Genomic DNA, 14,321 nt, shown 5'->3' on the forward strand with positions numbered 1-14,321 from the left:
GCTGTAAAGCTACTTTTTTAGCGCATCTCTTATTTCCCTCAAAAGCTTTTCGGTAGTGTCTACATTAGCAGTTTCCTCCGACTCTTTAAGGCCATAAAGCAGTTTTGCTAAGATAAAAACGACCAAACTAATGACGAAAAAGTTAAGCACCGCTGCGGCAAAATGGCCAATCTTAATACCGGGACCAATGACTATGGAGGACCAATGTTGATCGGATTTGGCCAATAGTGGGTGGACCATAGGCATAAAAAGATCTTCTACTACTGCAGTAACCATCTTACCAAATGCACCGCCCATAATAACTCCTACCGAGAGGTCTATTACATTGCCTTTGAAGGCAAATTTTTTAAATTCTTCTATAAAAGACATAATTAGATTGGATAGATCATTGGATGATACCAAAAGCTACTTTAAATATAATGGTATGGCCGGATAGATACAATAGTATGGTCTTGCTAGTCAATGGATAGGGGCTATTCTGTTTTATGGCTATGGCGTTGCTTTATTGTTATAAAACGTTATAAGCTCCATGAGTACGTTGGCTGCTTCATCTACTGCTATTTTATCAGCAGTGGGATCAATTTTTAATTCTATCCATGGCTTATAGGCCTGCTCGAACTTTTCCATATCCTCAAAATCCAACCACAAAATATTGGTAAGTATATGGGCAGGTCCTTCTATGATAACCATTTCTTCTATGGCATGTCTAAATACAGATTGCTGAAACCTAGCTGGCCAGGCAGGAAAAACCATGGTCATGGTAAATGAATAAGGGTCTTCTTCCGTAGTTAATGTATCTGCATTCCTAAGCAAAATATGTTCTATTAAGTGAAATCCTTCACATGCTTCATTCAAGGATCTAAACAATGCTAAGCTTTGTTGTACCATCGCTTCTGCTTGCTCAACCTCCATAATGGGCTTGGCACCGGTGATGAGCTCAATGGTTTGCGTTTTTGCTTTGTCTACATAAAGTAGAATGGTATAGACCCCATTGGCTTTTCTAACCATGTTGTAATATTTTTCATCAATGGCATAGGACATGACTAAGGATTGTATGTTTTCATATTTCCCTCTAAACATCAACATCTCATCGTTTTCTTTCTGCGAATGGTTGCCCAAGAAAAGATCTAAAGTATGCTGCATAGCCCTTTTTTCTAAGTACATATGCTGCTTAACCACTTGATGAAAAAGACGTTTTTCTAAACTTTTAATGCCTAAATTGCGGTAGATGCGTCGCTTAAAACCAGATGGTATATAATCAACCCAGCTGTTGACGGCATTGGCTGTTATATGGGCAGCTCGGTTTCTGTCTCTACTGATGGCAATGTAATCTTTTAGAAAAAGTGCTTTATGGGCATTCAACGCATCCAATTGTTTTGCTTCATTTTTAGGATAGTGGGAAAGTGAGTAGAGGGTAAAGCGTTCTGCAAAATAAGCCAATAAATGGTCTAACATCCTTGATCGCTTGTCTACGCTTCGAATATCGCTTTCTAATGTACTATTTATGTAGGCACAATAGGCTCTTTCATCAGCTTCTATTTGATCTTCAACAGAGGGAGATGCTACTGTATCTTTTATATCTAGATACTTTCTTTGTACTACAAAATCAAGGTCATTACCTGGATCAGTTGCTTTAGTAGGCTGTTTGATAATGGTGTGCATACGAGGCACCTCCAAGGGTAATCTGCTATTGGGCTTATTATAATGCTCGCTATAGATGGCCATAGTGTGCTTGACATTGGACAACTGAACCAAATAATTGGCAAAAAGTTGGTCAAAAAACATCAAAAAACCTTTTAATTGTTTTGCTTTAGCTTGGTTTTCAATTGTTTCAGATGGACTACACCCTTCGTGGCCTACATTATAGAGTAAGGGAAAATCTTGCTGTATGGAAACATGGTCTTCTAAATACCTATAGTTTCCTTCTAGCACAAAAACGTCCTCTTCTTGTACATAGACTTTCGTTAAAGTACCTCTTCCTTTCATATTCTCAAGTATATCAATGACTTTTCCCCAATTCGTTGTCAAGGGTAGGCCATTATAATGGAGGATAATTTCACTGTGTGGAAGGTCAAGTACTAAAGATCGATCTAGTAAGATGGGTATGGTAATGCTGCCTGTTCTTCCATCTTTTTCATGAATAAAAAGCTCAAAGTTTAATACGTTTTTAATATTAACTATTTTAGTGGCTTGTTCTAAGAGTTCAACTGCATAAATTATAGACCTACTTTTCAGGTAAATTAACTCTTCTTGATCTATAAAACCTTGGTTGAGCAATGGCCCTGTAAAGATTTGATCTATGGTTCTGCCTTTATCTAGCAATTGGCTGATGCTGTAAAAAGGAACACAGGGGGACAAAAATTCTTGAAAAGCAAATAATATTTGGGCAATCATTGTTTCGCCCTCTTCATACCCCAAGCAATGGGCTACTTCAAAGGTTGCTTTAACGCTAATAGGCAGTGTTTCCATCGCCTGAATAAGAAAGAAATCTTCACATAGATTTCTTTGGGGATATAATCTTTGCTGAATGACCTGCAACACTTCTTGTTCTTGTGGGGTGTGACGAATGCGTTCTTCAACATTTACAAAAATCTTATACCCCCCTTTGATTTCTTTTGGTCCATCACTTAAAAAGATGTCTGCATTTTTTACGCCTGGCACATCTAGCACAATTTTTAAAAAGTCCCACTGGGTAAGTGGATTACAAGGAAGTATTTCTTCAGCTTTGTAAAATGGTTGTTCATGGGTATGGGCTACTGTATCAGGATCTTTGGCCCATATGTCTTCTATATAGAAGTTGGTCCTATATTGTAGATCCATAATGGCAAAGGACAATACTTCTAAAATGGTGATCCCAGGGTCATGGTCTCCATAGTCTGTCCATTTCTTCCCTGCTAACTGTTGTATATAGGCAATGCCTTGCTCCTTTAAAAAAGGATAATCAATGTCTTCTGGACTATTTTCCATAGTACGTCTATAAATAATGCTGATTTTAAAATTGTAGTGAATAAAGTAGCGCTAGCAGAACAACTATATAAAGGCTGCTTGTTGGGCAAGATATTATCTATTAAATACAGGATGATAGCCATATTGGATGGTTGCTTCTATATTTAAGTGCTTAACTTTATAGTTTACCTGAATATCAATTGTTCCTTCCTCTTCATTGGAGCTGGTCAATTTAATATCAAGGACCTCTACCCTGGGTTCATGTTCTGTAATGGTTTGCTTGATATTGTTTACCATAAAGGTTTCCAAGTTGAGGTTCAATTGTTGAAAAGCAAGTGGGGTCAGGTCACAACCATATTTATGTTCCACTATGCGCTCACCTACCCTAGTCCGCATTAAGATGATTAAACTCTCTTTGATATCATGTAGCCCGTTTACCATTTCTACGGTACTGCTATGATGGTTAAAACAAGGTGGGAACTTCCACCCTATCCCCAAAAAATTATGCTCATTTTCCATACATTCCTTTTTTATCGATTGGTATATTTTATCCACCAATTATTACAGTAGGGCATCCTTTTAATATGGTTCCACCCATACCTGTTGTATCGCCTAAGCGTGCAGCAGGTTTACTACCTATTAAAACCGTTAAAGAGCCCCTCACAATGGTATCGGGATGGGGCGGTGGACCATTACAAAGCAGGGTATCTCCCATTCTTGCTGCAGGGAGTTTGCCTATTAAAACCGTTGGACAACCCAATACAACCATTCCTCCAGTGACATGGGGAACAGGGGGAACGCCTGGTGTGACCATAGGACATATATGCTTATTTAATAATACAGCTGCAGGTGGCATAGTGTGCTAATTAGTGTAATATGTAAAAAATCTACAAAATAATTTTATCAATTGATCAGTACAGTTGTACCTTTTATAATGGTGGCCATACCAGATTTTACTTCGGTACTGGCATTGCCACTTAGGGTAGCTTTCATGGAAGCTTGTGCATTGATGTTCATGCTCTTCAGGTTTACATTTTGCATGCCGCTTAGAACGATGTCTTTTCCGGCTTGTATGGTGATACTGCCCCTTCCATTTAAATGAATATCTTTACTGCTGGTTAGGTTGATCCCCGTATTGCTTAAAACAACTTTATTGCCATTTTGGTCTACTATTTCAATACTTTTTTGCTTATCTGATAGCTGAATAAGCCCTTTTTTAGCTGTTTTAATGATGATTTCAGGACCTTCTTTATCATCATGAAAAGTAAATTCTAATTTTTCTCTAGAAACAAAAGATTTAAAAGTATTTTTAGGATCAACGGTTTTAGGTGATGGGTGTTTGTTGCTATGAAGGGAACCTAAAATAATAGGGAATCGAATATCGTCATTTACGAAACCTACTACTACCTCATCCTCCAATTCTGGAATAAAAAAAGCACCTGATGCTTGGGTGGCATAAAACGAGGCCAAACGACACCAAATGCCCTCTTTGGGTTTGTCTTGTACCAACGGTAGATGTACTAAAATCCGATCATGTTTTTGAGGATCTTGTGTAATTTGTTTGACTACACCCAATTGTAGACCATGCATAGGGGGCATCATGCCCGCTGCTGGCAGTGGACCAATGTCATGGTATTTGTGCATGTAGCGCTGTGCATCTAGCCCTAAGGTCAATGTGGTTTGCCAATTTCCATTGGATATAATATGCTGGATACCGGATATATAGCCATCTCCTGCAAAGTGGGTTGCCCCTTTTTCAATGGTGATCATTCGATCATGACGCAATGCACCATTACCTGAAACGGTAAGGTTGCCTTTTATTTTAGCTATTCTACTTCGGCTGAGCAAACCCGTTGCCAACGTTTTGATCTCTAAAGGATCTAATATACCACTATGGGATATCGCAACGCTACCTGTTTGGGTAGCAGCGGTTAATTTTTTATAGGAGATACTACCCATAGACTGTTCGCCTGGATCAGTTGCTTTTTCAGAAACTTTACTGTGCTTGGTACTGTCCCAAGCGTGGGCCGTAGCAGCTGACCATGGATCTTTTGCGTCTATTTCTGCATCAAAATCAATAAAATCAACGCCATAGGTATAGGTAAAGGCACCTTTACCAGTTGCTTTTGGTTTTTTGATGGAAACTACGCCATCATTTACCACAACAACTTGTCCATTGGCTTCGGCGCGAATATTTAAAAAGTCCCAATCGGATATTTCGTGTTGTGAAATATTTTCATGTACAATAGGAGTGGCTTCGATCTTATGGCTTAAGCCGCTATATCCATTCAAGATCTTTTTAAAAAGGTCGCTATCTTTTATTTTTACAAAATGCATTGTCTTGGGTGCAAGGGTAGCCTTATAGGCAACATCTCTACAGGTTACGGTCAATGTAGATAATCCGGTTGACCTAGATTGGATGGCCAATTTAGCTACTACACCTTCAAATAGTTGGGCTAACCCATCGTCATAACCAGCTTGTATAACAACAGTGGCACCAATGGTAAAAGTTTTATCATTGGCTATAGAAAAAGTTTGCGATTGAATGCTACCATCATGCAAAACTATTTTTGCATAAGGAATTTTATTGATCCTTTTATCCACTATTATGGATTGTATAGGGTAGCTTGTATCTAGGGTTTTACTGCCTATTTTTATAGCGTACTTAATAAAATCACCTGATATAGAAGCCATAGAGATAAAAAAATAAAGCAAAAAAAAGATGGTTGTGCAAGCGGCCTATGTAGGTAAAAATATATGCTTAGCACAGTAAGTTATTAGGTACCAACTACTCCCCTAACCTTTTATAGGTTAATTTGCTTACCAATCAGAGGAGTAAGCTCAAATAGTAGAACAAATAGCCGCTATTGGATGCATCCATTTAATATGAACCTTTTAATCATGCATAAGTAATAAAGTAAATAACGGGAGCATTTCCAAAAAAATAGACTATAAAGATGATTTTGACATTAAGGACCAGCAGGAGCGAATGAACAGAAAATTACGGTTTCGACTTAAGCCACGGATTTATTATCTAGGGCTGAATAAGTTTCCATATTTTGAAACTAGATGCGTCTACTTGTCTGAAAAAACAGCGTTTGTTGAGATAAAGAAAACAATCGATAAAGGAATCAATTATTTGTATAATGAGACCGTTGCAATAGATAGTTATTGTAATTTTTGATAAGTTTCTAGTGTTATTTTTTGTGGTTTTTATGGTTAAGGATGCATAAAAATCATTATTTATTGATTTTCAAGTTAATATTTGTATATTTTAGATATACCATCCCCCTAAAAACCCTTTAAAATGATATTTGGAGCTCTATATAAATTATAGGCTATAGATTCCATAACATGTTGCTTATGGGTTTTATCAAGGCCTATATAACGAGCTCCTGCACTACGGAACCAACGCTTAATACTACCAAATACCCGCTCTACTTTATAGCGCGTCTTGGATACCAATTTATTGAAACGTTTAGCAGTAGGTGATAAGGGATGGTTTTTAGTAGCTTTCTTTTGAATAGCTGATTTTAAGCTTTTTTTCTTTAATAAAGTTTCGTTAGGTAACCCGATATAGCCTTTATCTCCATAGAGCCTGCTGCCTGCTTTTAAGGATACTTTATCCAATAATATGGGTAAATGGGCACCATCATGATTAGATGCCTTTGTGGTACTGACTGCCAGCACTAAACCTTCTTTACTTTCTACAAGGACATGGCGTTTATAGCCATAGTAAAGATCATGACCTTTTTTGGTCCAACTAGCTTCTTGATCGGTTCTGTCGCATGTGTGTAAAGAAAGCCTTAAATTTAGATTTTTAGTTTAAAACTTTAGTTTAGATGTTTAGTATTACGCCTCGATTATTGCCATATTTTAAAGGATTTTGTTCATCCCCGGAGTTAATTCTTTTATTTGTGTACATGAAATGTCGTTTTTCGTTAAGCTATAGAGATCTGGAAGAGATGATGCATATCAGAGGCGCAAAGATTGATCATTCCACTTTACAAAGATGGGTTATTAAGTTTGTTCCCCTCATAGATCAAGAAGTAAGAAGACGAAAACGCCCAGTTAGTAGTAGTTGGAGAATGGATGAAACTTACGTAAAGATGAATGGTAAGTGGATCTATTTATATAGAGCAGTAGATCGTTATGGAGATACAGTTGACTTTTTTCTAAGTGAAAGTAGAGACAAGTCTGCAGCTCTTTATTTTTTTCGTTAAGGCTATCAGCTGTAATAATATTCCTTCTAAAGTGGTAGTTGATAAAAGCGGTAGTAATAAGGCTGCGCTTAGATGTACTTTAAATACAGAACTAGATCAAGATCATAAAATTCCAATATTACAAAACAAATACCTGAATAATAGAGTCGAGCAAGACCACAGGTTTATCAAAAAACGGATAAAGACTATGCTAGGGTTTAAGAATTTCCATGCTGCTGCCATTACTATAAAAGGGATAGAAAATATTAGAATCATTCAAAAAGGACAATTAATCGGAACTAAAAAACAGAATTCTACTTTTGAAAACTTTTCCAAGATTATGGCCGCATAATATCCAATTTTTAAGACAAACCGGAGAACTAGGAAAAATTCAATGTAGATGCGACAGATCCGTAAATTGTACCTTGCAACCAAACTCATAAGGATGTTTAGACTTACCTTTACTTACACAGTAGACGGATGGTTCATGGATGCTATAAATTTTATCTTTACTTTTTTTTGATTGGTTTATAGGTTTTTTACTTATAGATAGTAGATTGGTAAATTGATTCCGTATTAGATCATCAGAGGATTGTATAGAACATTCTACATCTCTGACTACTCTACCAAGATAGGTTTTTAATGTTTTAATGCCTTTAGATAAACGTTTATACTGTTTAGCATGAGCATAGCAATCAACTTTACGTTTGATAGATAGACCTAAACGCTGATAAGTTTGACGCAGTTTAATACCTGTTTTCTTGGCTATACTGACCAATTTTTCTCTGGATTTATTAAGCAAAGAAGAGTCAGTTGGGTAACGGATATTTTTCTCCATTACAGTAGTATCAGCTATAACTTTTTCAAGTTCTTTTCGGGTCACTACTTTTTTTTTAGCGCTAAGTCTATAGTCATAGATAAAATCTTATTGAGACCTTCTTGACCTAATCTATGGCGCCAACGGGTCAATGAACTGGGGTTACAAGGCATCTGTCGCGTTTGTAAAATATGTCAAAAGATTTTCAAAATATATTTTTTATATTAATTTTTAATGGAAATCTATATAATTGATTTTCAGTATAAAAAGTAATATTTTTCAGAAAATAATTTAGGGTGAAAAATAAAGTTTTTAACCTAAATCTTAACAGATGCGACAAATGCGACAGAACCTTCCCATAATCATCTAGATCACAATATATAATTTCAGGTAATAGTCCGTGTATTATATTTTTTGTATATCCTCCTAATCTTTCAATATTATTAACTTCTTTTAATACTTCAGGAGAAAAAAATATCTTTCTATTATCATACGAATACATATATTCTTTTTTGTTTGCATATTTTACTTCAAATGATATCTCACTTTTAGTATTTGGAACATATGAAGAAGATGATTTATAATTAGAATATACTTTCATTTTAGATCCAGATTGTTGTAATAAGTCAATACTAACTATATGATGTATAAACGTTCCAAACTTCATACGAATACGTGATTCAATAATATCAATAGGACGTTTTCCATATATGTTTTGTTCCTCAAAATTATTTTTGATTATATCAAAATATGGTATTAATGATTCTACTATAGCTTTTCTATTCTGAAGATACTTTACATTAAAACGTTGAAAATCATAAGCCATATGATGTGTAATTGTATTACCTAATCCATTTTTATGATTCAAATTATCCTTTAGAAATTGTGTTTCAGATGTACGTTCAAATTTATGACGGTTATCTAATAATAATTTAAATTTACGTGGTGAATGTAACGAAAACTCTATGGGAATGTTTTTATATTTATCCTCTTTACAAATTAAATAGGGAATATAAATTTCCAACCAATAAAAAATTTGATCTATTATAGAATTTTTATCTTTACTCAGCTCGTATTTTAGTTTCGTAGGTGCTGCAAAAAACGGTTCTGTCGCATTTGTCGCATCTGTTAAGATTTAGGTTAAAAACTTTATTTTTCACCCTAAATTATTTTCTGAAAAATATTACTTTTTATACTGAAAATCAATTATATAGATTTCCATTAAAAATTAATATAAAAAATATATTTTGAAAATCTTTTGACATATTTTACAAACGCGACAGAACCAGGTTTTGTGGTATATCGATGGATAATTCAGTTCCAGATCATAGTGTATTAAGCAGATTTAGGACTGCTCTTACGGAAAAGAAGGCTTTAGATAGGTTATTAACAATAATTAATAATCAGTTATCGAGTCATGTTGGGATCTGTCGCATCTACATTGAATTTTTCCTAGTTCTCCGGTTTGTCTTAAAAATTGGATATTATGCGGCCATAATCTTGGAAAAGTTTTCAAAAGTAGAATTCTGTTTTTTAGTTCCGATTAATTGTCCTTTTTGAATGATTCTAATATTTTCTATCCCTTTTATAGTAATGGCAGCAGCATGGAAATTCTTAAACCCTAGCATAGTCTTTATCCGTTTTTTGATAAACCTGTGGTCTTGCTCGACTCTATTATTCAGGTATTTGTTTTGAAATATTGGAATTTTATGATCTTGATCTAGTTCTGTATTTAAAGCATCAAGCGCAGCCTTATTACTACCGCTTTTATCAACTACCACTTTAGAAGGAATATTATTACAGCTGATAGCCTTACGAAAAAAATAAAGAGCTGCAGACTTGTCTCTACTTTCACTTAGAAAAAAGTCAACTGTATCTCCATAACGATCTACTGCTCTATATAAATAGATCCACTTACCATTCATCTTTACGTAAGTTTCATCCATTCTCCAACTACTACTAACTGGGCGTTTTCGTCTTCTTACTTCTTGATCTATGAGGGGAACAAACTTAATAACCCATCTTTGTAAAGTGGAATGATCAATCTTTGCGCCTCTGATATGCATCATCTCTTCCAGATCTCTATAGCTTAACGAAAAACGACATTTCATGTACACAAATAAAAGAATTAACTCCGGGGATGAACAAAATCCTTTAAAATATGGCAATAATCGAGGCGTAATACTAAACATCTAAACTAAAGTTTTAAACTAAAAATCTAAATTTAAGGCTTTCTTTACACACATGCGACAGAACCGTTTTTACTGTCCAATCCAGAGTTCAGGTTTATAGTTTGATAAGAGGCTACAAAACAAAGCCTAACTTATACCTGCTCTAGCTCATTAGGGAACATTGCTTGGTCATCATCTGATTCTGGGCGTGATACTTGAGGTGTTGGCGTATCTTCGGTAGGTATATTTTTTACTTCCTTGACAAAGCGTTTGCCTATTAAACGCTCTAAATCTGACTTAAATATAGTTTCTCTTACCAATAAAGCCTCAGCCAAAAGCGTCAATTGATCCATCTTTTCTTTGAGCAACGTTTTCACCCGTTCATATGCACTATCTACAATCACTTTTACCTCCTCATCTATGGTATAAGCTGTTTTTTCTGAGTAAGGCTTTGTAAAAGTATAATCTAATTGCTTGGAGTTTTGAAAAGAGAGGTGACCTACTTTAGGGTTCATTCCATAAACTGTAACCATGCTATAGGCCAATTTACTAGTACGTTCCAAATCATTTACCGCACCTGTTGAAATTTTTCCAAAAATAAGCTCCTCAGCTGCTCTTCCTCCCAGCGCCATAGCCAATTCATCTAATAATTGATCCTCTTGATAGATAAATTGCTCTTTCGGCAAATACTGCGCATAGCCCAATGCCGCTATACCACGTGGTACAATACTTACTTTGACCAGTGGATGTGCATGTTCTAAAAACCATCCAGCAATGGCATGACCGGCTTCGTGGTAGGCTACTATTTTTTTTTCTTCTGGAGAAATGAGCTTGTTTTTTTTCTCTAACCCACCAATAATTCGATCTATAGCTGCATGAAAGTCGGTTATTGTTACAAATTTCCTACTTTTTCTAGCCGCTATTAAAGCTGCCTCATTACACATGTTAGAGAGATCCGCTCCGGAGAATCCAGGCGTTTGTTCGGCAAGCTGTTTAATCCGTATATGCCTTTCCAGCTTTAGTCTTTTGCTATGGCATCGTATAATCGCCTCCCTATCTAGTATATCTGGGTTTTCTATACTGACCTGCCGATCAAATCTTCCTGGGCGCAGCAGTGCAGGATCTAATACTTCTGGTCTATTCGTAGCAGCTATTACAATTACCCCAGAATTGGTTGATACCCCATCCATTTCTACTAAGAGCGAGTTCAAAGTATTTTCACGTTCATCATTCACTCCTGGCATATTTGCTTTGCCCCGTGTCCTACCTACTGCATCAATTTCATCGATAAAAATAATACATGGTGCTTTTTCTTTTGCTTTTTTAAATAGATCACGGACACGTGCTGCACCTATACCCACAAACATTTCGACAAAATCTGATCCAGAAAGACAAATAACAGGCACACCAGCTTCACCAGCTACCGCTTTGGCCAGTAAGGTTTTACCCGTTCCTGGAGGACCTACCAGCAATACACCTTTGGGGATTTTTCCACCAAGCAGCGTAAATTTATCAGGCGTTTTTAAAAAGTCTACTACTTCTTTTACCTCTTCTTTCGCCTCTTTCATGCCAGCTACATCTTGGAAAGTAACTTTTAACTGATTGTTTTTATCAAAGATTGTAGCTTTTAATGTATTCATATTAAAAAGCTGTGTACCAGGACCTGTCATACCACTGCCTGGCTTACGAATAAAAAACCAGTAAATAACAAATAGGGTCAATAAAAAGGACCAGTTGATAAAACTAGTAGGCTCTGAACGTTCTTGGCAACTGTAACCTATTCTAGCTTCAGGATCTATTTTTGCTTCTATCGCTCCAAATTTTTTATCAAAAATATCAAAATTTGGTATTCGAAAAGTGTAGATCAATCGCTTGCTGTTTTTCCAAGCAGGACGCCCTGCTAATTCTTGTTGATAACGCGGCTTACGCAATGCGTCTTCTTTGAGTACCACTTCCACTAGATACTGATTGGTGATTAAAGTAACAGATTTAACTTCTTGATTCAGCATCATTTCTTCAAAACGTTTCTCAGAAATGGACATTACACTTTTTTCTTTATTATAATAGAAAAGCAACGCCAGTATTGCCAATATGGCCAATATAAAAATGGACTGTGGGACGTTGTGTTGTACAAATTTTTTTTCTCTTTGTTTCATAATCTGATTTAAATTGAACCACTATTTTTTCTGAATGAAAATAAAAATTTAAAAAAGCATTGAAATACAGCAAAACAGTTTGTAATAATCGTTATAGTTAAAAGGAATAAATTGCGCACGAGCTTAAAACAATAAGTCGATCTACAACGAAAATGATACAACTTTTTATTTTGTGGCTTCTATATACCTATCCTCAACCACTTTCCAGTGAACCATTTTCCAAAAAGCCTTTATATAGGTTGAACGTCTGTTTTGATAACTTAGGTAGTAGGCATGTTCCCATAGATCTAGTCCTAAAATAGGGACACCTTGTTCTTGAATAGGAAGGGTATTCATAAGTGGATTATCTTGCTTATCAGTTGTAGAAATAAATAAACTGCCATCTTTCTTGGCTACCGTTAACCAGGTCCATCCAGCACCAAAGTGGGTAGCAGATACTGTTGAAAAGGTTTCTTGGAATTTTTCGAAGCTGCCAAATGATTTTTTTAACCTGTCTAGTAAGTTTGTTCCAGGTTTTGGGGAAGCATGCGGTGTGAGGCTATTCCAGAAAAGCAAATGGTTAAAATGGCCACCAGCGTTATTTCGTACAGCAGTATGGTAGGCGCTTATATCTTTTAAGAGATGGGTTAATACTGATATTTCAGTTCCTTCTGCGGTAGCTATTGCGGTACCAGCTACTGCTTGATTGAGTGTATCCACATAAGCTCCATGATGTTTGGTATGGTGGATCGTCATGGTTTGGACATCTATATAAGGTTCTAATCCATTGTAGGCGTAAGGCAAAGAAGGAAGTGTAAAAATCATAAGCATCTAAATTATAACAATTAGTTCTATCCGCTACAATATAGTGTTTCTTAGCTTTTTAAAAAAACAAATCAGTAATTCATTGCTTTCTTGCGCTAAAATATTTTGGTCTATTTCGGTTCTGGGGTGTAGGGTAGTGTTAGAGCAGCTTTGGTAGCCTCTTTTAGGGTCACTGGCGCCAAAAACAAGTCGCTTTATTTGAGACCAATACAGTGCGCCACCACACATAATACAGGGTTCTAGCGTAACATATAGTGTACAATTCGGAAGATATTTGCTATTGAAGTAATGGGCAGCAGCTGTAATCGCTAATAGTTCTGCATGGGCAGTTGGGTCTTTAAGTTGTTCTACTTGGTTATGGGCACGTGCAATAATTCGGTGTTCGGCTACGATTACCGCACCAATGGGCACTTCTCCAATTGTAGCCGCATGTGTAGCCTCTTTTAGAGCTGTTTGCATATAGAAAGCATCTTCCTGAATTAAAGGCATTGGACTTATGTAATGGGTAAAGGATCTATTGCTTTATATGGGTGATATGGTTCTACTATGATACCGAACTCAGTTAAAAAATGTAATCCCTCTTCATAATCTAAGTTTTTATAGGCTGCATAAGCATCTTTGTATACCACCCTTTTAATACCTACACTAAATATTATACGGGCACAAGGTAGACAAGGCGAAAGCGTCGTATACAGCACACCATTTTTTATATTTATATGATTGGTTAATGCATAAAGAATAGCATTTTGTTCTGCATGGATAGATAAGGCACATCCTCCTTTTATACTTCTAGTGCAACCCGTTTTGGGCCATATTTCATCGCAATTATAAGTACCCGATGGAGGGCCATTGTATCCTGTAGAAATAATACGGGTCTCTTTTGTTAAGACAACGCCTACTTTTTTTTTAACACAGTGTGAACGTTTTGCCAATTGAATGGCCAATGACATAAAAAGATGATCAAATGTGGGGGCTTCCGTCATTTATAGTGATTTTATTTACCCTTTAAGTTAATAAACCAAATTATCAAAGATGATATACCTTCACTAATTTATGAAATAATAAACATATTATGTTGTATAGTCCGATTTTATGTAGCCGTTTAGGCGTGGAATAGTACAAAAAGTGGTAAATTTATTATAAGCAAGACATTTAATCTTGTAGATCTACGTTTATGCAATAGACTTTTTATTCCTAATCTAGCTTTAATTGCTAAAGGGTTTGA

The 14,321-nt window shown here is 35.9% G+C and carries 12 protein-coding genes and 3 pseudogenes; 2 read left to right on the plus strand and 13 right to left on the minus strand.

All coding sequences use genetic code 11. The features are described from left to right. Positions 1–9: 9 nt before the first annotated feature. The 6 genes and pseudogenes from mscL to CHV_RS05575 all read right to left on the minus strand — a co-directional run. Positions 10–369 carry a large conductance mechanosensitive channel protein MscL gene (gene mscL, locus CHV_RS02505; RefSeq protein ID WP_034576918.1) on the minus strand — a complete coding sequence of 120 codons (360 nt, stop codon included), beginning with the start codon at positions 367–369 and terminating at the stop codon, positions 10–12. A gap of 120 nt (positions 370–489) precedes the next feature. Further along, complete coding sequence (locus CHV_RS02510; RefSeq protein ID WP_034576920.1) at positions 490–2,967, minus strand: hypothetical protein; 2,478 nt, start codon at positions 2,965–2,967, stop codon at positions 490–492. A gap of 93 nt (positions 2,968–3,060) precedes the next feature. After that, positions 3,061–3,465 (minus strand): GPW/gp25 family protein, encoded by a 405-nt coding sequence (locus tag CHV_RS02515; protein WP_130721325.1) that lies wholly within the window; start codon positions 3,463–3,465, stop codon positions 3,061–3,063. 28 nt (positions 3,466–3,493) lie between these two features. Then, a complete protein-coding gene (locus CHV_RS02520; protein ID WP_034576922.1) occupies positions 3,494–3,802 on the minus strand; it encodes a PAAR domain-containing protein in 309 nt (102 codons plus the stop codon). 47 nt (positions 3,803–3,849) lie between these two features. Next, positions 3,850–5,640: a type VI secretion system tip protein VgrG gene (vgrG, locus tag CHV_RS02525; protein WP_034576924.1), complete on the minus strand. Its 1,791-nt coding sequence runs from the start codon at positions 5,638–5,640 to the stop codon at positions 3,850–3,852. 597 nt (positions 5,641–6,237) lie between these two features. Then, positions 6,238–6,723 (minus strand): annotated as a pseudogene (locus tag CHV_RS05575) (IS5 family transposase); the annotation flags it as partial. Between the two features lie 65 nt (positions 6,724–6,788). On the opposite strand from CHV_RS05575, the gene CHV_RS05240 reads away from it, so the two are divergent. Then, positions 6,789–7,500, plus strand: a protein-coding gene (locus CHV_RS05240; protein WP_420888356.1) for an IS6-like element ISCca2 family transposase whose coding sequence is annotated in 2 segments (ribosomal slippage) — positions 6,789–7,166 and positions 7,168–7,500 — 711 coding nt in all. Because the reading frame shifts where the segments join, the coding sequence is not laid out codon by codon here. Between the two features lie 60 nt (positions 7,501–7,560). On the opposite strand, the pseudogene CHV_RS05245 reads toward CHV_RS05240, so the two are convergent. Beyond that, positions 7,561–8,141, minus strand: a pseudogene (locus CHV_RS05245) (transposase family protein); the annotation flags it as partial. Between the two features lie 29 nt (positions 8,142–8,170). Beyond that, a complete protein-coding gene (locus CHV_RS02545; protein ID WP_034576928.1) occupies positions 8,171–8,989 on the minus strand; it encodes a hypothetical protein in 819 nt (272 codons plus the stop codon). Between the two features lie 260 nt (positions 8,990–9,249). Between CHV_RS02545 and CHV_RS05580 the strand changes: the two are divergent. Further along, positions 9,250–9,384, plus strand: a pseudogene (locus CHV_RS05580) (transposase); the annotation flags it as partial. A 65-nt stretch (positions 9,385–9,449) separates the two neighbouring features. Here CHV_RS05580 and CHV_RS02550 read toward each other — a convergent pair. The 5 genes from CHV_RS02550 to CHV_RS02570 all read right to left on the minus strand — a co-directional run bounded on the left by CHV_RS02550 (position 9,450) and on the right by CHV_RS02570 (position 14,079). Continuing rightward, positions 9,450–10,157, minus strand: coding sequence for an IS6-like element ISCca2 family transposase (locus tag CHV_RS02550; RefSeq protein WP_034576929.1), 708 nt, complete (start codon positions 10,155–10,157; stop codon positions 9,450–9,452). A 131-nt stretch (positions 10,158–10,288) separates the two neighbouring features. After that, entirely contained in the window at positions 10,289–12,292 is a 2,004-nt protein-coding gene (gene ftsH / locus CHV_RS02555) for an ATP-dependent zinc metalloprotease FtsH (protein ID WP_034576930.1), read from the minus strand. A gap of 165 nt (positions 12,293–12,457) precedes the next feature. Next, on the minus strand, positions 12,458–13,096 hold the full coding sequence (locus tag CHV_RS02560; protein WP_034577138.1) for a superoxide dismutase: 639 nt from the start codon (positions 13,094–13,096) through the stop codon (positions 12,458–12,460). Between the two features lie 33 nt (positions 13,097–13,129). Beyond that, a complete protein-coding gene (locus CHV_RS02565; protein ID WP_034576932.1) occupies positions 13,130–13,585 on the minus strand; it encodes a nucleoside deaminase in 456 nt (151 codons plus the stop codon). Positions 13,586–13,590: 5 nt separating this feature from the next. Beyond that, positions 13,591–14,079, minus strand: a complete 489-nt coding sequence (locus CHV_RS02570) for a deoxycytidylate deaminase (protein WP_034576933.1) — start codon at positions 14,077–14,079, stop codon at positions 13,591–13,593. Positions 14,080–14,321: the final 242 nt, after the last annotated feature.

This window comes from Cardinium endosymbiont cBtQ1 of Bemisia tabaci (assembly GCF_000689375.1).
GTDB lineage: Bacteria > Bacteroidota > Bacteroidia > Cytophagales > Amoebophilaceae > Cardinium.